The 23,407-nt window shown below is 67.4% G+C and carries 17 protein-coding genes; 13 read left to right on the top strand and 4 right to left on the bottom strand.

The genetic code is table 11. From position 1 onward, the window contains the following. Positions 1–78: 78 nt before the first annotated feature. The 8 genes from H9638_RS06095 (at position 79) to H9638_RS06060 (ending at position 9,340) form a co-directional block, all read left to right on the top strand. The gene (locus tag H9638_RS06095) at positions 79–1,836 is read left to right on the top strand and encodes an ABC transporter permease (protein WP_225217018.1); all 1,758 of its coding nucleotides are present in this window, start codon (positions 79–81) and stop codon (positions 1,834–1,836) included. Beyond that, complete coding sequence (locus tag H9638_RS06090; protein ID WP_191746284.1) at positions 1,837–3,090, top strand: ABC transporter ATP-binding protein; 1,254 nt, start codon at positions 1,837–1,839, stop codon at positions 3,088–3,090. Next, a complete protein-coding gene (locus tag H9638_RS06085; RefSeq protein ID WP_191746283.1) occupies positions 3,087–3,671 on the top strand; it encodes a histidine phosphatase family protein in 585 nt (194 codons plus the stop codon). Before H9638_RS06090 ends, H9638_RS06085 begins: the two co-directional genes overlap by 4 nt. A 198-nt stretch (positions 3,672–3,869) precedes the next feature. Beyond that, entirely contained in the window at positions 3,870–4,991 is a 1,122-nt protein-coding gene (gene chvE, locus H9638_RS06080; protein WP_191746282.1) for a multiple monosaccharide ABC transporter substrate-binding protein, read from the top strand. Between the two features lie 78 nt (positions 4,992–5,069). Next, positions 5,070–6,698: a multiple monosaccharide ABC transporter ATP-binding protein gene (gene mmsA / locus H9638_RS06075; RefSeq protein WP_191746281.1), complete on the top strand. Its 1,629-nt coding sequence runs from the start codon at positions 5,070–5,072 to the stop codon at positions 6,696–6,698. Next, positions 6,695–7,903, top strand: coding sequence for a multiple monosaccharide ABC transporter permease (gene mmsB, locus H9638_RS06070; RefSeq protein ID WP_404799633.1), 1,209 nt, complete (start codon positions 6,695–6,697; stop codon positions 7,901–7,903). The genes mmsA and mmsB overlap by 4 nt, the downstream gene beginning before the upstream one ends. Before the next feature lie 67 nt (positions 7,904–7,970). Then, positions 7,971–8,423: a hypothetical protein gene (locus H9638_RS06065; RefSeq protein WP_191746280.1), complete on the top strand. Its 453-nt coding sequence runs from the start codon at positions 7,971–7,973 to the stop codon at positions 8,421–8,423. Positions 8,424–8,665: 242 nt separating this feature from the next. Next, positions 8,666–9,340, top strand: coding sequence for a GntR family transcriptional regulator (locus tag H9638_RS06060; protein ID WP_191746279.1), 675 nt, complete (start codon positions 8,666–8,668; stop codon positions 9,338–9,340). Between the two features lie 79 nt (positions 9,341–9,419). On the opposite strand, the gene H9638_RS06055 is transcribed toward H9638_RS06060, so the two are convergent. The 4 genes from H9638_RS06055 to H9638_RS06040 form a co-directional block, all read right to left on the bottom strand. Continuing rightward, positions 9,420–10,703, bottom strand: coding sequence for a M20 family metallopeptidase (locus H9638_RS06055; protein WP_191746278.1), 1,284 nt, complete (start codon positions 10,701–10,703; stop codon positions 9,420–9,422). Continuing rightward, positions 10,700–11,962: an aminotransferase-like domain-containing protein gene (locus tag H9638_RS06050; RefSeq protein WP_191746277.1), complete on the bottom strand. Its 1,263-nt coding sequence runs from the start codon at positions 11,960–11,962 to the stop codon at positions 10,700–10,702. Before H9638_RS06050 ends, H9638_RS06055 begins: the two co-directional genes overlap by 4 nt. Positions 11,963–11,965: 3 nt before the next feature. After that, positions 11,966–13,147, bottom strand: coding sequence for a M24 family metallopeptidase (locus tag H9638_RS06045; protein ID WP_191746276.1), 1,182 nt, complete (start codon positions 13,145–13,147; stop codon positions 11,966–11,968). 96 nt (positions 13,148–13,243) lie between these two features. Next, positions 13,244–14,227: a D-2-hydroxyacid dehydrogenase gene (locus H9638_RS06040; protein ID WP_318241795.1), complete on the bottom strand. Its 984-nt coding sequence runs from the start codon at positions 14,225–14,227 to the stop codon at positions 13,244–13,246. A 65-nt stretch (positions 14,228–14,292) separates the two neighbouring features. On the opposite strand from H9638_RS06040, the gene H9638_RS06035 reads away from it, so the two are divergent. From H9638_RS06035 to H9638_RS06015, 5 genes are all read left to right on the top strand, one after another. Beyond that, a complete protein-coding gene (locus tag H9638_RS06035) occupies positions 14,293–15,600 on the top strand; it encodes an aspartate aminotransferase family protein (protein WP_191746275.1) in 1,308 nt (435 codons plus the stop codon). Beyond that, the gene (locus tag H9638_RS06030) at positions 15,597–18,635 is read left to right on the top strand and encodes an FAD-binding and (Fe-S)-binding domain-containing protein (RefSeq protein ID WP_191746274.1); all 3,039 of its coding nucleotides are present in this window, start codon (positions 15,597–15,599) and stop codon (positions 18,633–18,635) included. The genes H9638_RS06035 and H9638_RS06030 overlap by 4 nt, the downstream gene beginning before the upstream one ends. Continuing rightward, positions 18,632–20,116 carry an NAD-dependent succinate-semialdehyde dehydrogenase gene (locus tag H9638_RS06025; RefSeq protein WP_191746273.1) on the top strand — a complete coding sequence of 495 codons (1,485 nt, stop codon included), beginning with the start codon at positions 18,632–18,634 and terminating at the stop codon, positions 20,114–20,116. Before H9638_RS06030 ends, H9638_RS06025 begins: the two co-directional genes overlap by 4 nt. 141 nt (positions 20,117–20,257) lie before the next feature. Then, positions 20,258–21,709: an MFS transporter gene (locus H9638_RS06020; protein ID WP_191746272.1), complete on the top strand. Its 1,452-nt coding sequence runs from the start codon at positions 20,258–20,260 to the stop codon at positions 21,707–21,709. A 1,070-nt stretch (positions 21,710–22,779) separates the two neighbouring features. Further along, entirely contained in the window at positions 22,780–23,406 is a 627-nt protein-coding gene (locus tag H9638_RS06015) for a hypothetical protein (protein WP_225217017.1), read from the top strand. Position 23,407: the final 1 nt, after the last annotated feature.

The raw sequence follows: 23,407 nt of genomic DNA, 5'->3' as shown, positions 1-23,407 counted from the left end.
GCTGCCCGACGGGACGCCGGAGGGACCTCAGGCCGGGGATCCGCCGGCCGGGGCGCTCCAAAGAAGGGTGCTCCAAACATGGGCGAGCCAAACCGGGGCGCTTCAAACATGGGCGAGCCAAACCGGGGCACGTCAAACAAGGGCGCTTCAAACCGCGACTCTTCAAACCAGTCCGCTTCAGACCGGGGGCCGCGGGGCGACGGACTGCACTGGCTTCGGCTGGCGGTCTGGGCGGCGCTGGCCCTGTTGGTGCTCCTCCCGCTCGGCGTCATCCTGTTCCGCGGGGCCCAGCCGGCCAACGCCGATGTGCTCACGGACCCCGACGTCCTGGCGGCGGCATGGAACTCCGTCTCCTCCGCCGCCGGATCGGCCGCGCTGGCCACCGCGTTCGGTGCGCTGCTCGCCGTCGTGCTGGATCGCACCGATCTGCCGGGCCGTACCGTGCTGCGCTGGATCTTCCTGCTCCCGTTCCTCATTCCGCCGTTCATTGGCGCGATGTCCTGGATGGCGCTGCTCTCTCCGGCGGGCACCGTGAACCAGACGCTGATGGCGCTGACCGGATCTACGGGCCCGGTGCTGGACATTTACGGCGGCGGCGGTGTGGTGTTCCTGCTGGCCGTGCACTCCTATCCGCTGGCGTACCTGGTGATCAGTGCGGCGCTGCGCCGGGTTCCCGGCAGCCTGGAGGAAGCCGCCCGGATCAGCGGTGCCGGCGGGCTGCGCACGTTCTGCCAGGTGACCCTGCCGCTGGTGCGCCCAGCCGTGGTGGCCGCGTTCGTGCTCACCCTCGTCGCCAACCTTTCCGACTTCGGCATTCCCGCGCTGATCGGCCTGCCGGAGCGGTACACCACGCTCACCACCCTGGTCTACCGCTACCTCGCTTCCGGCACCGTGACCAATCCGCTGCCGGCCGTGGCCGCGATCGGCGTGGTGCTGCTGGTCCTGGGCCTGGCGGCCGTGCTGATGCAGCGCCGGCTGCCCGGGGGCAGCGAACTGGGCGGGTCCGGAGCGGCTGCACTGCCGCTGCAGCTGGGGTCCGCCCGCTGGGTGGTGGCGGGGCTGCTCTGGTGCACCGCCGCCGTCGTCTGCGTCCTGCCGCTGCTGGCGCTGACGGAACAGGCGCTGCTTCCCGCTCCCGGTGTGCCGCTGACCTGGGAGAACCTGACCCTGGCGAACATCGCCCGCGCGCTCACCAGCGGCGGAGCGCTCACCGGCATCGCCAACTCGGTGCTGCTTGCCCTCGGTGCAGCTGTGGCCTGCGGCGTGCTGGGACTCGCTGTTGGTGCGCTCCTGACCCGGACCAAACACCGCTCCAACACCGCACTGGACGTCACCGCCATGCTGCCGCAGGCACTGCCGGGCCTGGTCCTGGCCGTCGCCTGGCTGCTGATTGCCCCGGCGCTGGGCATCTTCAACACACCGTGGGTGATCCTCGGCGCCTACGTGATGGCGTTCCTGGCCCTGGTGGTCCAGTCGGTGCGGGCACCGCTGGAATCCGTGCCGGTGTCCCTGGACGAGGCGGCACGGATCTCCGGTGCCGGCCCGCTGCGGGCACTGGGCGACGTCGCGCTGCGGCTGAGCGTGCCCGCGGCGGTGAGCGGCGCCGTCGTCGTCGCCCTGACCGCCGTGCGCGAACTGACCATTTCCATCCTCCTGGTGGCGCCCGGCTCCCAGACGCTGGGCGTGGTCATCTTCAACCTCCAGCAGGCCGGGGACTACAACTCGGCGTCCGCCCTGGCGCTGCTGGTCACGATCGTCGGCGTCGCGGGGCTCTCCGCGACCGCCGCCCTGGGCGCCCGCCGCACAGCGCGCACCCGCTTCCAGAAGGGAAAGTAAATGTCTTCGATCAGCCTTCAAGGCCTGCACCACGTCTACGCCAACGGCCATGTTGGCCTCTCCGAAGTGGACCTGGAGGTGCACGACGGCGAATTCCTGGCTCTGCTGGGTCCGTCGGGTTCCGGGAAAACCACGCTGCTGCGCAGCATCGCCGGGTTTGTTCAGCCGGAGGGCGGCACGCTGTGCCTCGGCGGCAGTCCGGTGGCGGGACCGGGCGTCTGGGTCCCGCCGGAGAAGCGGAACCTGGGCATGGTCTTCCAGGATCACGCGATCTGGCCGCACTGGTCCGTGGCCCGGAACGTGGGGTATCCGCTACGGCTGGCGGGTGTGCCGCGTAAGACTGCGGAGGCCCGGGTGCGCAGTGTGCTGGGACTTGTGGGGCTGGACGGGCTGGGGGAGCGGGCACCGTCGGCACTCTCCGGCGGGCAGCGCCAGCGGGTCGCCCTGGCGCGGGCGATCGTCGGCGCTCCGCAGGCACTGCTCCTGGACGAAGCATTGTCTTCCCTGGATGAACCGCTGCGGGCCCGGCTCCGCCTGGACCTGAAGACCCTGACCAATGAGCAGGGACTGACGGCGGTACACGTCACGCACGACCGTGCGGAGGCCCTGGCCTTGGCCGACCGGGTGGCGGTGCTGCGGGCCGGCCGGATTGAGCAGATCGGCACCCCGCAGGACCTGGTGCGGAACCCGGCGTCGGCCTTTGTGGCGTCCTTCGTCAACGATGCCGTGCTGCTGGACGGCACCTGGGCCGAGGGCCGGCTGCAGATCGCGGAGGGCAGCAGCATTCCCGGCGAACGGCTGGAGGCCGGGCCGTGCCTGGGTGCCGACGGTCTGGGACGCCGCGAACTGGCAGTGACAGCCGCGGTGTCGCCGCTGGACCTGGTGCTGCATCCGGTGCACCCGGACCACGACGGCGACACCTGGGACACCGGCAGGGAACGGACGGGTGTGGTGACCTCCGCGCTCTACGGGCCGCACGGGTTCGACGTCTCCGCCGACTGGCAGGGCCGGACCCTGCGGGCGCATGTCACCGGCTGGGTACCCAAGCCGGGCGACCGGGTCCTGCCCGAGGTGCTCAGGGCCCAGGTGTTCGCGGCGGAGGTGTCGGGGGCCGTGGCGGGTACGGCGGCCGCCGCGGGAGTTATCGGGGGAGCCGCGGGGAACGGCGCCGGGAATGCGACGGGGGATGCGGGCGCGGATGCTGCGGCCGGTCCGGATGCGGCGGCCGTCCGCCGGACGCTGGTGACGGCGTGAGGCACGACGGTGTCCGCACACCACCGGCACGGCTGGTCCTGGTGCGGCACGGCGAAACAGACTGGAACCGGCAACGCCGTCTGCAGGGCCGCACCGATAACCCGTTGAACGGCGTGGGCCGTGCCCAGGCGCGCCGGGCCGGGCGGCTGCTGGCCGCCGAACCCTGGGACGTGGTGGTTTCCTCGCCGCTGCTGCGGGCCGTACAGACAGCTCAGATTGTTGCCGACGCAGCCGGACTGCAGCCCGCCGGCACCCTTCCCGGGCTGATCGAGCGGGACTACGGATCGGCCGAGGGGCTGCACCTGAACGGGCTGACCGAACCGCAGCTCACAGCTGCACTGGGCATCGGGGAACCGGAGGACGCAGTGACGGAGCGCGGAATCTCGGCCCTGCGGAGTGTGGCTGCGCAGTATCCCGGCCAGCGGATCATCGCCGTGGCCCACGGCAGCCTGATCAGGCTGACCCTTTCTGCGCTGACGGGCCGGCCGTATCCGCGGGTGCTAAACGGTGAGGTGGTGGAGGTTCCGCTGGCTGCGCTGCGCGAGTCCCGCCTGCCACCCCGCCAGATTGCGATTGGATAACTATCGGAATTCCCCTTGCCGAGCGGCTTCGCGCGGAGTTAAGTTGTGCTCGCCTACAAATGGTTGACCGCAGGACGTCGACTCAGGCGCTACAGCGTTGTATCCGCTCGACCCAGTCGTCCGGGAAGTGGCCTTCCCGCTCTTCCTACCGCGTGCGTTTTGGTGTTGGCCGGCCGGGTCCTTTTCGAAGGTTCGACCATGAGCAAAAGAAAGAATGTTCCGGCCCTCTTAGCTGCCTTCGGTCTCGCGGCGGGATTGGCGGCCTGTGCTCCCGCCGGAACCACCGGGGACGGCGAAGGTGACAGCAACGCAGTCGAGTGCAACGTGGGCATCTCGATGCCTACCCGCAGCCTGGAGCGCTGGATCAACGACGGCGAGGGGCTGAAGGAGAAACTCGAGGCCCAGGACTGCACCGTTGACCTGCAGTACGCCGATGACAAGACCGACCAGCAGATCAGCCAGATCCAGAACCAGGTGGCCGGCGGAGCCAAGATCCTGGTGGTCGCCGCGATCGACGGTGAGACCCTGGGCCCGGTCCTGGAAGACGCCAAGAGCCAGGACGTCACGGTCATCGCTTATGACCGTCTGATCAACGGCACCGACGCCGTGGACTACTACGCCACATTCGATAACTACCAGGTGGGCCAGCTCCAGGGCGAGTTCATCGAGGAACAACTGGACCTGGCCAACGCCGAGGGCCCGTTCAACCTGGAACCGTTCGCCGGCAGCCCGGATGACAACAACGCCGCGTTCTTCTTCGCCGGTGCCTGGGATGTGCTGCTGCCCTACGTGGAAAGCGGCAAACTGGTGGTTCCCTCCGGTAAGTCCCCGGCCAGCAACGCGGACTGGACATCCATCGGCATCCTGGGCTGGGGGTCGGCGGACGCGCAGGCGGAAATGGATAACCGGCTGCAGTCCTTCTACACCGGCGGAGACAAGGTCGACGTCGTCCTCTCGCCGAATGACAGCCTGGCGCTGGGCATCGAGCAGTCTCTGTCCAGCGCCGGCTACGCACCCGGCACGGACTGGCCCCTGATCACCGGACAGGACGGCGACGTCGCGAACATCAAGGCCATCCTCGCGGACCAGCAGTCCATGACGGTCTGGAAGGACACCCGCGAGCTCGGCAGCCAGGTGGACAAGATGATCCAGCAGATCGTGGCCGGGGAAGAGGTGGACGTCAATGACACCGAGTCCTACGACAACAAGGTGAAGGTGGTCCCCACCTACATCCTGGAGCCGCAGGTGGTGGTCAAGGATCAGGTGGAACCCGTCCTGGTGGAGTCCGGGTTCGTGGAAGCCTCCGATATCGGTCTGTAGCCACCCCGGTTCGCAGGGCACGACGGCGACTGCCGCCGTCGTGCCCCGCCTTCCCCCATCAGGTAAGGCGAGACATACATGATCGACGACGACGTCATCCTGCACATGGACGGCATAGTGAAGGAGTTCAACGGGATCCGGGCGCTGGACGAGGTATCCGTGAGCGTGAAACGCGGCGAGGTGCACGGGATCTGCGGCGAGAACGGAGCCGGCAAGTCCACGCTGATGAAGGTACTCAGCGGCGTGTACCCGCACGGCAGCTATTCCGGCACCATTTCGCTCGAAGGCACACCGGTCAGCTACGGCTCGATCAATGACAGCGAGCGGGACGGGATCGTGATCATCCACCAGGAGCTGGCGCTCAGCCCCTACCTGTCCATCGCGGAGAACATTTTCCTGGGCAATGAGGTGCAGCGCGCCGGGGTGATCGACTGGAACCAGACCAACCTGCAGGCCGCGGCCCTGCTCAAGCGGGTTGGCCTGGAGGAGAATCCGGCTACCAAGATCCTCGAGCTGGGTGTGGGCAAGCAGCAGCTGGTGGAAATCGCCAAGGCCCTGTCCAAGGAAGTGAAGATCCTGATCCTGGATGAGCCGACGGCGGCACTGAACGACGGCGATTCGGCGCACCTTCTGGGCCTGATCGACCAGCTGCGCGACGGCGGTATCACCTCGATCGTGATCTCCCACAAGCTGAAGGAAATCCGGGCCATCGCGGATAACGTGACGGTGATCCGGGACGGCCGCACCATCGAGTCCTTCCCGGTGGAAGACACTCCGGAAATCGAAACCCGGATCATCCGGGACATGGTGGGGCGGCCGCTGGACAGCCAGTTCCCGGACCGGCTCCCGGAGATCGGGGCGGAGAAGTTCCGGGTGGAGGACTGGACCGTGCACCACCCGATCGACGTGGACCGCGTGGTAGTTTCCAACGCATCCTTTCACGTCCGGGCCGGGGAAATCGTGGGCTTCGCCGGGCTGATGGGAGCTGGACGCACCGAACTGGCGATGAGCATCTTCGGCCGGTCCTGGGGGACCGGAATCTCCGGCCGGGTCTATAAAGACGGCGTGGAAATCCAGACCCGCTCGGTGGGGGAGGCCATCCGGCACGGACTGGCCTACGTGAGCGAGGACCGCAAGCGGTACGGGCTGAACCTGATCGGCTCGGTGGTGGTCAACGTGTCCGCCGCCGCGCTGGGGAAGCTGGCCCGGCTGGGCGTGATCGACAAGCACCGCGAATATGCCGTGGCGGATGACTACCGGCAGAAGATGAACATCCGCACTCCGTCCGTCGCGTCCGTGGTGGCCAACCTCTCCGGCGGGAACCAGCAGAAAGTGGTGCTGAGTAAATGGATCTACTCGGGCCCGGAGGTGCTGATCCTGGACGAACCGACCCGGGGGATCGACGTCGGCGCCAAGTTTGAAATCTACGGAATCATCAACGAAATGGCGGCGCAGGGCAAGGCCGTGATTGTTATTTCCAGCGAGCTGCCCGAACTGATTGGGCTGTGCGACCGCATCTACACCATCGCTGAGGGCCGGCTCACCGCGGAGGTTCCCCGGGCCGAGGCAACGCAGGAGGAACTGATGCGGCACATGACAGCTGACAGGACTGAAACCGCCGGGACTGCATCCGCGGGAACCGATTCCGCCAGGACCGAATCCGCGGGAACCGATTCCGCCAGGATCGAAGGAGCACAAGGGCCGTGACCACCACAACTTCCGAACAGGCCAAATCCCCGCTCCCGCCGCCGCCGAACGGCACCGGGCGCAAACGGATGCGGATCGACCTGCGCCAATACGGCATCCTGGCCGCACTGGTGGTGATTGTGCTGCTCTTCCAGGTCCTGACCGGCGGGCGGCTGCTCTACCCGGGCAACGTCAGCAACCTCATCCAGCAGAACGCTTACGTGCTGATCCTGGCCATCGGCATGGTCATGGTGATTATCGCCGGGCACATCGACCTGTCGGTGGGTTCGGTGGTTGCCACGGTGGGGGCAATTGCCGCGCTGTCAATGAACAGCTGGGGCCTGCCCTGGTGGGCCGCCGTCGTTGTGTCCCTGCTGGTGGGGGCGCTGATTGGTGCCTGGCAGGGCTTTTGGGTGGCGTTTGTGGGGATTCCGGCGTTCATTGTGACGCTGGCCGGGATGCTGGTGTTCCGCGGGGTGGCGCTGATCCTGCTCACCGGCGGAACGATCAGCGGCCTGCCACGCCAGTTCAACGCGATCGGCTCCGGCACGCTGCCGGTGACGGGAACCCCGGACCTGCTCACCCTGGGCATCGGTGCGCTCGCCTCGGTGGCGCTGGTGGTGCAGCAGGTCAAAGCCCGCAGCGACCTGAAGAAGCTGGACCTGCCGCGGGAACGCACGGCGTCCTTCGTGTTCAAGAACGCCGTGGCCGTCGCCGCGATCATGTACCTGTGCTATCTGCTGGCGTACAACCGCGGGACGCCGATCATCCTGATCATCCTTGCCGCCCTGGTGCTGGCGTATTCGTTCCTGCTGAACCGGACCGTGTTCGGCCGGCACATCTACGCGATGGGCGGGAACCTAAACGCCGCCCTGATGTCCGGGGTGAAGACGCGCTGGGTCAACTTTATGGTGTTCGTAAACATGGGTTTCCTCGCCGGGCTGGCCGCCATCGTCAGCACTGCGCGTGCCGGCGGTGCGGTGGCGTCCGCCGGCGGCGGGTTTGAGCTGGACGCGATTGCCGCCGTCTTTATTGGCGGTGCGTCGGTGCAGGGCGGTGTGGGCACGGTGGTGGGTGCGGTGATCGGCGGCCTGGTGATGGGTGTGCTGAACCAGGGCCTGTCCATCCTGTCTGTGGACGCCGCGTGGCAGCAGGTCATCAAGGGCCTGGTGCTGCTGGCCGCGGTGGCATTCGGGTTTGCCCGGCGGGGGAGGGGTGCGCGGTAAGCGGGGTGCCGGGCCGGAGTGCTGGGGATCGGTAGGAACGCCGGGGTGGTCGGGTAGGCTCGCCGCTATGGGGACTTCACGTACGCCTGACGAGGCGGATCACGACCTGTACGCGCGGCCGGAGGGCGGGGCTGCGCAGGCCGGAGCCCATCGCAATGCCGACGGCGCGGCCGGCGTGCCTCGTGGGTCTGCGACACGGTCCGGTGTGGACGGAGCTGAGGGGACACCGGCTGATGGGATGCCCGTCGAAGGGGTGCCGCAGCCGCGGCGGTTCAACCCCTATCTTGCAGCGGCCTGGGGGTTCGTCGCCGTCGCTCTGGTCCTCGGTGTGGGCAGTATGGCGGGAATCCTTGACGCCAGCCGGCAATACTACGACCCGGCCAATCCCGACAGCACGGGGTCATCGAACACGTTCCTCCTCAACCTGTTCAGCATGGGCCCGTTTCTTTTCCTCTTTGGCGTTATCGGTGCCTTCACCCTGCTGACCGTGCAGGCTGTGACTTTCCGCCGCCGCGGCTAACCCGGGTTGTGGGGTGAGCCGGTTCCGCGATCCCCGTGTAAAACCTCAAGCCGCCGGTATCAATAGACGGGACGCCAACAACAGGCGACTCCCCGTACCGGGGAATAAGAGCCCTGATTTTCGCAATATACCGGGCAAGCATCGTCCATCAATGTAGGATTGTAGACAAGTTTTGATCCGCCCTGAGCGGTTCCTACATGGCCCGGGATCAGCCCCGGAGCCCCGAGCGGAATGTGGTCCCGATGGCAATTTTCGATCCCGTGGAACGCGAGTCAACGCCGTCGATCATCGCCGGCAAACTGCGTACCGCCATTGGACGTGGACAGATCGCCCCCGGCAGTCAACTGGTCGAAATGGAGCTGGCCAAGGAACTGGGAGTGAGCCGTGGTCCACTGCGGGAGGCCATGCAGCGCCTCACCCAGGAGGGACTGCTGATCAGCATCCGGAACCGCGGGCTTTTTGTCATCACCATGACCGATGAAGAAGTGCGGGACATGTACGTGGCGCGCACCGCCGTCGAACGGGCCGCCGCGGAACTGATCCTGCAGCGGGGCGGCCAGGAGGTCGCGGCCACGCTGCTGCAGACGGTGCGGACCATGAAGGAAGCCGCCCTCAAAGGTGACCTGGACGCCATGTCAGAGGCCGATATGGCGTACCACTCCACGCTGGTTGCCGCCGCCGAAAGTCCGCGGCTCACCCGGATGCACAACACCCTGCTGACCGAGACCAGGATGTGCCTCACGGCGTTGGAGCGACGGTATCCGGACCCGCAGACCCGCGTGGACGAGCATCAGGCCATTGCCGAAGCCTTGGCCGCGGGGGACCAGGAGCTCGTCGGCCGGCTGCTGATCACCCACATGGACGATGCCCTGCAGCGGCTCACCGGCGGCAGCACCCCGCAGGCCGCGACGGCGTAGGGGCCCGCGACGGCGTTAGGGGCCGCGCGGGAATCCGTGCCCGCGGACCGACCGGGTATGTCCCCGGCACCCAACCCCGCTACGCGCCGTGGCGCAGGCACATCAGTGCGTAGGCCCGCGCGGCGGCGAGCAATTCAGCAATGCTGACCGACTCGTTGACCTGGTGTGCCTGGTCGTTGAGTCCGCCCGGGCCCATCACGATCACCGGCAGGCCGAGATCGCGGGAAATGAAGCCGCCGTCGCACGCCGCGGACCAGCCGGTGACAGTGCTGGTAACGCCGACGTCGGCCAGCGCGGACACTGCACTGGTCACCAGCGGGTGCGACGCCGGTGTGCGGAAGCCGGGCATCTCCATGGTCACGGCGCCCGTCACCGAGATGCCGTCCGCATCGATTCCGGCTTCACGGATCCGGGCCAGCAGAGTCTCGAGAATCAGCTGGGGGTCCTCATCAGGCAGCAGCCGGCGGTCGAGTGACACCGTGCACTCCGCCGCCACCATGGAGATGCCGGTGCCGCCGCGGATGAGCCCGATGTTCCAGGTGCCGGAACCCAGCAGCGGATCGGCGTCGGCCTGCAGACGGGCATGGTCTGCGCGGACCAGGTCCAGGATCTTCGCCGCGGCGTCGATGGCGTTGCGGCCGTCCGCGGGCCGGCCGGAGTGCGCCGACCTCCCGGTGACGGTCAGCTCCAGATAGCTGTCCCCGCGGCAGGCGATCACCGTCTCCAGATCGGTCGGCTCCGCCACCACGCACGCGGAGTAGGGGAACCGCCGGTCGTCGATTGCCGCGGATACCCGGGCCGCGGCCGTGTAGGCACGGATGCCGATGCCCAGGTCCTCCTCGTCCACGGTGCAGGCCAGGGCAGCGCCGCCGAGCAGCTCGACGCCGGCGGCCCGGAGCGCCTGAAACGCGATCAGCACCGCAGCCAGTCCGCCCTTCATGTCCGTGGAGCCCCGGCCGAACAGCCGGCCGTCCCGGAGATACGGCTGAAACGGTGGCCGGTCCCAGCCGGCTCCGGCGGGCACGACGTCGGAGTGCCCCAGGAAGAGCAGCCCCGGCTGGGTTGCGCGCGGCTGGGTTCCGCCGGGTTGCTTCCGGCCGGGCAGGACGGCGGTGAGATTCGGCCGGCCCGGAGCCACCAGATCCGTGGAGACCTCCAAGCCGGCGCCGCGGCAGAAGTCCGCCAGCACGGCCACGGTGGCTTCCTCGGTGCCCCGTGTATACGCGCCGCCGGGATTCTCGCCTCCGGCCGCGACCAGCGCAGAGGTCAGTGCGACGAGGTCCGTCTCGCTGATCAGGCTCAGGACCTTTTCCTCCAGGCCGGAAAGGCCAGCCTTGTCCTTCACGCGGGGCAGGGCGCTCATGTCCCCGATCCGCCCTTGACCGCCGCCAGTTCCCGGTCCATCGCCTGGCGCAGCCGGAGAATTCCTTCCTCAGCCCGCTCCGGAGTGGTGGACGCGAAGCACAAACGCAGGGCGTCGTCGAACTTTCCGCTGGCCGAAAGGGCCGGACCGGGGATAAACGCCACCCCCTCAGCCAGGGCCGTTTCGAACAGTTTCTGAGTGGAGATCCGTGCGTCCTCGCCCTGCAGGGTGAGCCAGAGGAAAAAGCCGCCCTCGGGGTCGGTGGTGGTGATCCGGCTGCCAAGGTGCCGGCGCAGATTCTGCTGCATGGCGTCCTTGCGGCGTTTGTACTCCACACGGAGCCCGGCCAGATGATTGTCCAGGCCGCCGCGGCGGATGAACTCGGCCACCAGATGCTGGGCTGGGACGTTGGTGCAGGTGTCCATGGCCTGCTTGGCGTTGATGACCAGCTGGCGGACCGCCGGATCGGTGTCCACCCAACCCACGCGCAGGCCCGGAGCCAGGATTTTGGAGAAGGTGCGGACGGAGAACAGCAACGGATCGCCGGGGCTCAGCGCCTGCAGGGACGGCAGGTCCTCGCCCTGGAAACGCAGCAGTCCGTACGGATCGTCGTCGATGATGACGGCGTTCCACTCGTGCGCGAGCTCCAGCAGCCGCTGCCGGCGCGGCAGGGAGAGCGTCACGCCGGAAGGGTTCTGGAAGTTGGGGATGGTGTAGATGGCCTTGGGGGTGCGGCCGGCGGCGGCCACGAGCTCCGGCAGTGCCTCCACGATCAGGCCGTCCTGGTCAACCGGAACTTCCAGCAGCTCGGCGCCGTAGCTCAGGGCGGTGGCGCTGCCGTTGGTGTAGGTGGGGCTTTCCACGATCACGAGGTCGCCGGGGTTGATGAAGATCTTGCAGGCCAGATCCAGGCCCTGCATCCCGCCGGCGGTGATGGTGATCCGTTCGGGGTCCACCGGGTCCGAGGTGCCGGCCAGATAGTCCACCAGGGCGTTGAGCAGCACCGGTTCGCCCTCGGTGGCGCCGTAGGTCAGGGAACTGTGGTCCAGGACCTGCGCGTTGATGTCGCGGAACACCTCCAGCGGCACCGCCTCGTCTGCGGGGGAGCCCATCGCGAAACGCACAATGTCATGGGTCTGCGAGGCCAGCAGCGAGGTGCTGGAATCGATCACGGAACCGACCAGGCTGGCTGCCCGGTCCGCCAGCGGGAGTTCGGCCCGCGGGCTGGTGGCGGAAGCGTCAAGGGAGTTCAGGGTCATGGGCTAGCTGCCTTTCTGGAGCAGTTCCCGCGGGAAGCTGGTAAGGGGTTCCACGCCGTCGGGGCTGACGCGGATTGATTCGGAGAGTTCGTAGCCGTAGTTATCCATCCACATACCGCCGATCAGATGGAAGGTCATGTTTTCCGCCAGGACGGTCTCGTCCTCAGAGCGGAGGGAGATGGTGCGTTCGCCCCAGTCCGGCGGATAGCCGATGCCGATCGAGTACCCGATGCGGGAGGGCTTTTCCAAGCCGTACTTGGCCAGCGTCCGGTTCCAGGTCCGGGCGAGCTCGTGCACCGGCACGCCGGGCTGGACTTCGGTGAGGACGGCATCCAGTCCGTCGGCGACGGCGTCGGCCAGTTTTGCGAGCCGGTCCGACGGCGGCCCCAGCACCACGGTGCGGGCCAGCGGCGCGTGATAGCGGTGGTACGCACCGGCGAGTTCCACCACCACGGCCTGCCCGGCCTCGAACCTCTCCTCGCTCCAGGTCAGGTGCGGGGTGTCCGCCGCCTCGCCGGTGGGCAGCATCGGCACGATCGCGGGGTAGTCCCCGCCGATGCCGTCCACACCGGAAATCTGCGCCGAGCTGATGGCGGCGGCGGCGTCGCACTGGCGGACGCCGACGGCGATGCCCGCGACGGCCGCTTCCATGGCGCCGTTGCAGATCCGGGCGGCCTGGCGCATCAGCTCAAGCTCCGCGGGGGACTTGACCGAGCGGACCCAGTTCACCAGTTCGAAGCAGTCCACCAGCGTCCATTCCGGCACGGCGTTGACCAGAGAGCGGTAGGCCTTGGGGGAGAAGAAGTGCGAGTCCATTTCCAGGCCCACGCAGCCCGCTGCGGCCGGAGCGATCAGGTGGCGCTCGCGGAGGGCGAATGCCACCCAGTCAAAGGGGTGCAGGTGCGGGCGGTGCACATAGCGCTCCGGGTAGCCCACAATGTTTTCCGGCGGAAGCCAGCTGGTGCGGGTCGCGCCGCCGGCGTCCATTTCGCGGGTGAACAGCAGCATGGGCCCGTCCGCAGGAACGAAGAGCACCTGCGGTGTGTAGAAGGACCAGGCGTTGTATCCGGTGAGGTAGTAGAGATTGGCCGGATCGGTCACCAGCAGGGCGGAAAGCCCCTGCCGCGCCATCCGCGCGCGGACCCCGGCGAGCCGGGCATCGTATTCCTCTTGGCTGAACAGCAAGCGGGCACCTCCACATAGTTGTTGGTTTGACCTCGACGACGGTGGCGAGGCTGGAGCTGAGTAGGACCTTAGAGACTGAGAGAACTGAGTATGCGCTTATCTGCTGCTCACGTAGCCGCGCTGCTTGTCCACCACATTGGCCAGATCCGCGCCGGTCGTCCAGCGTTCCAGGTTGTCCTGGAACTGCCGGGCGAGCGCGTCGCGCCAGCCGACGACGTCGCCGCACATGTGAGCGGACAGGTGGACGTTCTCCAGGCCCCAGAAGGGATGGGACACCGGCAGCGGCTCTTCGCGGAACACGTCCAGCGACGCGGCGGCGATCTGCCCCCGGCGCAGCGCCTGGAGCAGTGCGTCTTCGTCCACTAGGGCACCGCGGCCGACGTTAATAAGGTGCGCGCTGGGCTGCATGGCGGCCAGGACGACGTCGTCCACCAGATCGCGGGTCTGTTCGGTGAGCGGGGCGGCCAGGACCACGTGGTCTGCCCAGCCCGCGTGCTCGGCGAGATCCGAGCTGGCCGCGACCGTGCCGAAGTCCGGATCCTGCTCCCGCGGGGTCCGTCCCACACCGCGCACCTCCAGGCCCACGGCCCGCAGGAGCCGGGCCGTGGCACGGCCGATTCCGCCGGTGCCGACCACCAGCGCCCGCGATCCTGCGGTGCGGGTCAGCTCGCGGTGCTTCCAGACCGAGTCCTGCTGCAGCCGCTTGCTCAGGTGCAGCTGCTTGTTGTGCGCCAGGATTGAGGCCAGCACAAACTCGGCGATCGGCTGGTCGAACGTGCCGTGCGCGTTGGTGAGCACCACGCCGGAGGACCGCAGCTCCTCGAACAGCATGGCGTCCACCCCGGCGGCGGCCACATGCACCCACTTCAGCGCGTCGGCGTGCGGCCACGCATCTTGAAGCGCGGAGGAGAAGAAGTCCCAAAGGAACAGGACGTCGGCGCCGGCAACTGCCCGGGGAAGGCCCCCGGCGTCGGTCACGGTCACGTCCGCCACGGCCTCAAGGGCGTCCAGATTGAAGGGAAGGGCCACGCCCTGGGCGGAAAGAAGAACCACACGGGGTTTGCTCACAGTGTTACTCACGCCACAACCGTATCCCTATTGCAGGATTGTTGACAATAGACAGATGTGACCTGCATCATAACGGCATGACTTCCCTCAGCCCCGCCCTCAAGCAAGCAACCCCGGTGATCGTGGACCATGCCCTCGGCAGCTGGATCCACGGGACCGACGGCAGGTCCTACCTGGACTTCACCACGGGAATCGGCGTCACCAGCACCGGGCACTGCCACCCGAAGGTGGTGGCCGCCGCCCGGGAGCAGGTCGGCAAGATCATCCACGCGCAGTACACCACCGTGATGCACAAACCACTGCTCGAGCTGACCGAGAAGCTGGGCGAGGTCCTCCCGGCCGGACTGGACTCCGTCTTCTACGCCAACTCCGGCTCCGAAGCCGTGGAAGCCGCGGTCCGGCTGGCCCGCATGGCCACCGGCCGGCCCAACATTGTGGTGTTCCAGGGCGGGTTCCACGGCCGCACCGTCGCTGCCGCCTCACTGACGACGGCGGGCACCAAGTTTTCCGCCGGCTTCGCGCCGCTGATGGCCGGCGTCCACATGTCCGCCTTCCCCTACGCGTACCGCTACGGCTGGGACGAAGACACCGCCGTCGCCTTCGCATTGCAGGAGCTCGACTACCTGCTCCAGACCCGCACCGATCCCAAGGACACCGCTGCGTTCCTGATTGAACCCGCGCTGGGCGACGGCGGCTACCTGCCCACCCCGCGCGCGTTTCTGGAGGGACTGCGCGAGCGCGCGGACAAGTTCGGCATCCAGCTGATCTTCGACGAGGTCCAGGCCGGCGTGGGCCGCACCGGAAAATTCTGGGGCCACCAGTACTCCAGTGCCACCCCGGACATCCTCATCACCGCCAAGGGTATTGCCTCGGGCTTCCCGATTTCCGCCATCGCCGCGTCCACCGAGACCATGTCCAAGGCCTGGCCGGGTTCGCAGGGCGGCACCTACGGCGGCAATGCCGTGTCCGCTGCCGCCGGCGTCGCCACCCTGGAAGTGGTGCGGGAGGAAGGGCTGGTGGAGAACTCGCGGGTCCGCGGCGAACAGCTGCAGGCCGGGCTGCGGGAGATCCAGGCCCGGTTCCCGGTGATCGGCGACGTCCGCGGGCGCGGCCTGATGCAGGGCATCGAGTTCACCGCCACGGACGGCAAACCGGACGCTGCGACCGCCGCCGCGGTGCAGCAGGCCACCACGGACCAGGGCCTGCTGACCCTGACCTGCGGCCCGGCCGGCAACGTGGTCCGGCTGATCCCGGCCCTGGTGGTCACTGCCGAGGAAATCGGCCTGGGGCTGGAGCGCTTCGAAGCCGCCCTGGCCGCCGTGACTGGCGCTGTTCCGGCCGCTGCCACGACTGCAACCACTGCAGCAACCACGGAGCGCCGATGACAAAAACCGGCATCGCAGCCCCGTCCGCAGCTCCGGCTGGCGGACCGGGCAGCGGTGGGCTGCTGGCGGCGCTGGCCGCGGCGGGGATTCCTGCCGATGCTTCGCCGCGGCGGCTGGCCGAGTACTCCTATGACGCGTCGAACTACCGGGTGCCGCCGCTGGCCGTGGTGTTCCCGCGGTCGGTGGACGACGTCGTCGCCGTCCTCGCGGTCTGCCGGGACACCGGAACACCGCTGGTGAGCCGGGGCGGCGGCACCTCCATGGCCGGCAACGCGATTGGCCCCGGCGTTGTCCTGGACTTCTCCCGGCATCTGAACCGCATCCACGGGATCGACGAGGCCACCGGCACCGTGGCCGTGGACCCCGGCGTCGTCCTCGCTGTCCTGTCCCGGGAGGTGGAGCAGGCTACCGGCAACCGTTTCACCTTCGCCCCGGATCCGTCGTCGAAGAACCGCGCCACCGTGGGCGGCGCCCTGGGCAACGACGCCTGCGGCAACCACTCCGTGCGCTACGGCCGCACCTCGGACCATGTGACGGAGATCGACGTCGTCACGGCCGACGGCGCCCGGCTCACCGCCACGGCCACGGGACTGCACGCCACCGACCCGGCGGACAGTTTTTCTGAGCGGCGGGCCGCTGCACTGGCCGCGGGTCTGCAGGAGCTGGCGCACGCCAACCTGGCGGACTTCCGGGTAGAACTCGGCCGGATCCAGCGCCAGGTTTCCGGCTACCATCTGGCCAACCTGCTGCCGGAACACGGCTTCAACGTGGCCCGCGCACTGGTGGGCTCCGAGGGGACCTGTGCCGTGATTGTCGGCGCGCGGATGAAGCTGGTGCCCAAACCGGCCAGCGCGCTGCTGGTCTGCCTCGGCTACGCGGACGTGGTGGAGGCAGCCCGCGATATCGAAACCATCCTGGAGTTTTCCCCGGCGGCAGTGGAGGGGATCGACGAAGCCATTGTGGACACCATGCGTTTCCGCCGCGGCGCCGGCTCGGTGACCGGCCTGCCCGCGGGCAAGGCCTGGCTGTACGTGGACCTCGACGGCGACGATCCGGCCTCCGTGCAGGCCGCGGCGGACCGGCTGCTGGCTAGGCTCGCCGAGAACGGCCGGCTGATCGAAGGCCGCCCGGTGCCCGACGACGTGGAGCGGGGCTCGCTCTGGCGTGTCCGGGAAGACGGCGCCGGGCTGTCCTCCCGGCTGTCCACCGGCGGTGAGTCCTGGCCCGGGTGGGAGGATTCCGCCGTCGCACCGGAAAAGCTGGCCGACTACCTGGCCGACTTCCGTAACCTGCTGGACCAGTACGGGCTGCAGGGTGTGATGTACGGGCACTTCGGCGCCGGGTGTATGCACATCCGGATCACCTATGACTTGCGCACCGCGGCCGGGAGGGACGTGTTCCGGACCTTCTCCGCCGACGCCGCCCGGCTGGTGGTGCAGCACGGCGGCTCGCTCTCCGGCGAACACGGCGACGGCCGGGCCCGGTCCGCGCTGCTGCCGCTGATGTACTCCCCACGTCTGCTCACGGCGTTCACCGCGTACCGGCGGCTGTGGGACCCGGCCGGGATCCTGAACCCGGGATCGCTGACCGATCCGGATCCGATCGATGAGCACCTGGCGCTGGACGGGGTGCCCGCGCGGGAATGGCGCACCAGCTTCGACCTGCGGCCGCTGCACGCCGGGGGAGGGTCGTCGGTGGAGACTGACGACCCTGCTCCCGGGGCCGCGGTGGATCCGTTTGTTCATGCGGTGCAGAGCTGCATCGGGGTCGGCCGCTGCCGCACCGATGCCGGCGGCGTGATGTGCCCCAGCTACCGGGCCACCCGGGATGAGAAGGACTCCACGCGGGGCCGGGCCCGGGTGCTGCAGGACATGGTCCGCGGCGCCCGCACCGTGCAGGAGGGCTGGAAATCCGAGGAGGTCCGCGAGGCCCTTGACCTCTGCCTCTCCTGCAAGGCCTGCTCCAGCGACTGCCCCACCGGCGTGGACATGGCGACGTACAAGTCGGAGTTCTTCGACCACTACTACCGCGGCCGGCTACGGCCACTCTCGCACTTCTCGCTCGGCTGGCTGCCGCGCTGGCTCAAGCTCACCGGCCGGGTGGCACCACTGGTCAACGCAGTGCTGGCCACCCCGCTCGACAAACTCGCCGCGAAGCTCGGCGGCCTCACCACCGAACGCTCCCTGCCCCGCTTCGCCGGCGCGGGGGAATGGCGGACAGAACTGGCAGCTGCCGGGGTGGAGATGCCCCGGCGGACTGATGGCCTTACGTCCCCGAACCCGACGGACGGCGTCCTGCTCTTCGTCGACACCTTCACCCGCGGTTTCCGCCCCGCAGTCGCCGGTGCCGCCGCCCGCGTGCTGACCGGTGCGGGGGAGCGGACGGAATGCTCCGCGGACGCCTGCTGCGGCCTGACCTGGATCTCCACCGGCCAGCTGGACACCGCCAAGAAGCTCCTGGCCAACGCCGCGCAGGTGCTGGACGACGGGACCGAGAGGCCCATCGTCGTCGTCGAGCCCAGCTGTGCCGCCGCGCTGCGAAAGGACCTGCCGGAGCTGATTCCCACCGAGCAGGCCCGCCGGGTCGCCGCCCGGGTTCAAAGTTTCGCGGCGCACGTGGGCGAACTGTCCGCGGGCGGCTGGACGCCGTCTCCCGCGGTGCCGCTGCCGGAGCAGGTGGTGCTGCAGACGCACTGCCACGAATACTCCGTCTTCGGTGCCGGAACGCAGAAATCCGCGTTGGCCGCCGTCGGGGTTCCCAGCGTGGTCGACGCGACCGGCTGCTGCGGCGTGGCCGGGAACTTCGGCTTCGAAAAGGAGCACTTCGACGTGAGCATGCAGGTAGCCGAGCAAGCCCTCGCCCCGGCGATGTGGGACACCAGCGCGGACACCGTAATCCTGACCGACGGCTTCTCCTGCGTCATGCAGGTCAAGCAGCTCGACGCCGCCCGGCCGGGCACCCATCTGGCCCAGCTCCTCGATCCGGGGCCCGTCACAGACAGAACTTCCACAGACAGAGAAAGAGAAACCGCATGACAACCCAAACCAGCACCCGCACCTCGCAGCAGGCCCTCGACGCCATCGCCAAGGTCAGTACCGGCCTGTTCATCGACGGGCAGTGGGCCGACGCCGCGTCCGGTGCGCGGTTCGACGTCGTGAATCCCGCCACCGAAGAGGTCGTCGCTACGGTGGCCGACGGCGGCCCGGAGGACGCCCAGCGGGCGATCGAAACCGCCGGCCGGGTGCAGAAGGAGTGGGCTGCGACCGCTCCCCGGGAGCGCAGCGAGATCCTGCGCCGCGCCTATGACCTGATCATGGCCCGGCAGGACGAGCTGGCGCTGATCATGACCACCGAAATGGGCAAGCCGCTCGCCGAAGCCAAGGGGGAAGTGGCGTACGCGGCCGAGTTCTTCCGCTGGTTCTCCGAGGAAGCCGTGCGCATCGGCGGCGACGCCACCACCACCGGCGACGGCAAGACCCGGATCATCGTCTCGAAGGAACCCGTGGGTCCGTGCGTGCTGGTCACGCCGTGGAACTTTCCGCTGGCCATGGGCACCCGCAAGATCGGCCCGGCCATCGCCGCCGGATGCACCATGGTGTTCAAGCCCGCGAACCTGACCCCGCTGTCCTCGCTGGTGCTGGTGGACATCCTGGTGGAGGCCGGGCTGCCCGCCGGGGTGCTGAACGTGGTGCCGACGTCGAAGGCCTCGAAGGTGGTGTCGCCGTGGATGTCCAGCGGCATCGCCCGGAAGGTCAGCTTCACCGGATCCACCGAAGTGGGTGTGCGCCTGCTGGGCCAGGCCGCTGAGCATGTGATGCGCTCCTCGATGGAACTGGGCGGGAACGCGCCGTTCATCGTGTTCGAGGACGCGGACCTGGACCGCGCCGTGGACGGTGCCGTCGCCGCGAAGATGCGCAACATGGGCGAGGCCTGCACCGCGGCCAACCGGATGTTTGTGCAGCGGTCGGTGGCGGACGAGTTCGCCCGCCGGCTCGCCGCCCGCCTGAGCACACTGTCGGTGGGCAACGGTGCGGAGCCGGGCACCGACGTCGGGCCCCTGGTGGAGGAGAAGGCACTCACCAAGGTGCAGGAGCTGGTGGACGACGCCGTCGCCAAGGGCGCGGAGGTGGTCTGCGGCGGGTCGCGGCCGGAGGGGCCCGGCTATTTCTACACACCGACGGTCCTCTCCGGGGTCAGCCCGGATTCGGACCTGATGAGCGAGGAGATCTTCGGCCCGGTGGCCCCCGTGGTCCCGTTCGACACCGAGGAAGAAGTCACCCGGCTGGCCAATGACACCCCGTGGGGGCTGGTCGGCTACCTGTTCACGCAGGACGTGGACCGCGGGTTCCGGATGGGGGATGCGCTGGAGGTCGGCATGGTGGGACTCAACACCGGGATCGTCTCCAATCCGGCGGCACCGTTCGGCGGGATCAAGGCCTCCGGGCTGGGCCGTGAAGGAGGGCGGGTGGGGATCGAGGAATTCCTGGAAACGAAATACCTGGCCGTGCCCCGGTAGGCCTGGTGACTGGTAGCCCCGGGGCGAAGGCCCGGGCTGCTGCGGGACTGATTTTGAGCGTGATGGGGACTGGCACACCGGCCGGATTCCCGAACTTGGCACCACCCTTGCTAGCCAAACCACTCACTAAAGGACAAACCCATGACCACCAGTTCACAGCCCACGCAAGGCAGGCACCCGGAACCGCAGGCAGTGCCGGGCTCCGAGCCCAGCACCTCCGAAGGCAAACGCTCGCTCCACCGGTCCATCCTGGGCGCGGCGCTGGGCAACGCCGTCGAGTGGTTCGACTACGGCGTTTACGGCTACCTCACCATCTATATGGCGGTGAACTTCTTCGGTTCCACGGAGGGCGACGGCGGCCTGGGGGTCACGCTGACACTCGCCACCCTGGCGCTTTCCTTCCTGGTCCGGCCGCTGGGCGGGCTGATCCTCGGTCCGCTGGGGGACAGGGTGGGCCGGCAGAAGGTTATGGTGCTCACCGTGACCATGATGACGCTGGCCACCGGGGCGATCGGGCTGCTGCCGACGCTGGAGACCGTGGGCCTGCTCGCTCCGGTCCTGCTGCTGATCTGCCGCCTGGTGCAGGGCTTCTCCGCCGGCGGTGAGTACGGCGGAGCTGCGGTGTACATGGCGGAGTCCGCGCCGGATAAGCGCCGCGGGTTCTTCGGCTCCTTCCTGGAGTTCGGCACCACGGTGGGCTTCATCATGGCCGCGATTGTCTGCACCACGCTGATCGCGATTGTGGGGGATGCCGGCATGGAGGCTGGCTGGTGGCGGCTGCCGTTCCTGCTGACCATTCCGCTGGGCCTGACCGCCCTCTGGATCCGGACCCGGCTGACGGAGGCTGCTGTCTACACGGAAGCGTCGGAGCATGAGGAAACCACCAAGTCGCCGCTGCGGACCGTGCTGCGGAACAACTGGCGGCAGCTGCTGATTGTGGCCGGGTTTGTGGTGCTGCTGAACGTGGCGTTCTACCTGATCCTCGGCTACATGCCGACCTACCTGAGCGGGCAGTTGGGGCACAGCACCGCGCAGGGCAACTGGATGCTGGTGGTAGTGATGGCGTTGATGCTGGTGGCTATTCCTCCAGTCGGTGCACTGTCCGACCGGATTGGCCGCAAGCCGCTGCTGCTCGCGGCCGCTGTCGGGTACACGGTGCTGTCCGTCCCGGCGATTGCGCTGCTGGGCATGGAGAACCTGGTGCTGCAGTTCATCGGCCTGGGTGTGCTGGGCTTCCTGCTGGTGATCCTGGTGTCTTCGGTGTCCTCGACGCTTCCGGCGATGTTCCCGACCGCGGTCCGCTATACCGGCTTCGCGATCGCCTATAACTTCTCCACCGCGTTCTTCGCCGGCCCTTCGCAGACCATCGCCAACCAGCTGATCGAGACTACCGGCAACCAGCTGGTGCCCGGCTGGTACATGGCGATTGCCGGTGTCATCGGTCTGGTCAGCATTCTCTGCATGCGGGAGACCGCCCAGGCCACGCTGCGCGGCGAGGAGCTTCCTGGCGTTCCGGCGTCTGTGGGGCTGCCGAAGCGCGAGTACGTGGAGCTGAACCGGGCGGATGCTGAGGAGCGGCGGGTTTCGGCCTAGTTGCGCGGGGCTGACGGCCACCGGTTCGGCGTTCTTGGGATTCATGGTGATTCGCAGCCGCTGCAACTGCGGCTGCTCGACGGGGTCAGCTGCACCCGGCAGCACAAGACCCCGCGGTCTCCGGGCAGGGTCCAGCGAGCTTCAGCGCGGGCTGCATGGGGACGAAGTTGCCCGGTAGCACCGCGCAGCCGCAGCCAGTCCGAGCAGCGCTTCTGCCACGGCTGATCCAGGTCCATATTTGCGGCAAAGGGGTCGCGCAGCTTCTGCTCGGGCTGAGGCGGAGGGCTGGCCAGCCGGGCTGAGAGCGCATCGTAGACAGCCTTGAGCTCCTGCTAGGTTCCTGCCTCGAGGTGCTTATAAGAGGCTCCCGCCCGTGGACGAACCGCAGGTGCCTGCGGAGAGGCAAGTCCGAGAACGGTATCCAGGACGCGGATGACGGCTGTTCCACACGGGAGTATGTGGCGTTCTCCAGCCTCTAGTGCCACGGTGCCCGTCAGCGGGTGCAAACCATATGAGAGCCGAAGCCGGGATATCCGCCGGAATGGGAGACAATTCGCCCGGCGGTTGGATGCGCCAGAATATCGAGACCGAGACCGAGACCGAGGCCGTAGCCGCGTCGGGTTCCGGACAAGTCATCGGGACGCGGTATGGGACGGTGGATCTGCTGCACCTCGGCCCGTCAGCCAAATCGAGCGGGCCGGCAGGAACGGTTGTCCACCACAATTGCGGGTCTTCGTTCCGGTCCTGTCGTTTTATCGAATCCTTGCGACATGTACAGACCGGCTCGATGGAAGGTGCGGGCGTGCACAACGCTGAGATGAAATCATATCTATACGTAATTCTAACGTTTAGGGTCTCTCGCCGGCCATTCCTTCGGACGGATCTCATGCGACAAGTGGATGCTGGGAAGCGCACGTCGCACGATCCCAACAGGCCGCCACAGTACTCGACCGGTCCACACTCGACCGGTCCACGGGCGAGTTTCAGTACACTAAAATGGGACAAACGTTGCTTTTGTAGCTATGCTGGATCTACTGGATTTCAAGGCGTAGCGCCTCCAGTGTCATTTGATGAAAATCTATCATTGGTGGACGGTTGTAACTGTCGAAAGGGTGCCGCAGGCAATTGAACTTGATATCGTTCACGAGATAAAATCACAAAGGCTGCTTATGGGGACTTTTTTATTACGCCTATTATTAACATTCAATGCGACTTCACTGTTAGTTGTCATCTATCAGGTTAAAGAACCCTTTCTATTTCTGCAGTTCGGTGACGGCATTCGCTACGGGCTCAGTGTTGCCCTTATCATGGTTCCGATCCTATTCACGAGTCTGGGCATCCTGCTGAGCCGGACGTTGGGACGAGATGCCATCGAGGCGGGAAGTATCGCGTCTATTGAACACGCGAGCAATGTATTTCTCCCCAGCTATCTGGGTTACTTTTTCGTCGCTTTAAGCATTCCCGATATCAGAACGTTGCTCTTTGTGTACGCCGTGCTCTTCGCTTTCACATTTATGTCTCAGGCCCTGTATTTCAATCCGCTTTTTCTGCTCTTTGGTTACAGATTTTACAATATGGTAACCAGTGAGGGAACGTCCATATTCGTGATTAGTCGCCAAGATTTTCGAACTCCTGCCTCGGTGGAAGTTAGGCCAGTACGTCGCATTAATGGATACACATTTATGGAGAGCAAATAAC

The organism is Arthrobacter pullicola (assembly GCF_014836875.1).
Classification (GTDB): Bacteria; Actinomycetota; Actinomycetes; order Actinomycetales; family Micrococcaceae; genus Arthrobacter_B; species Arthrobacter_B pullicola.
Note: the sequence above shows the minus strand (reverse complement) of the source record. Positions and strands in the feature narration are given on the sequence as shown.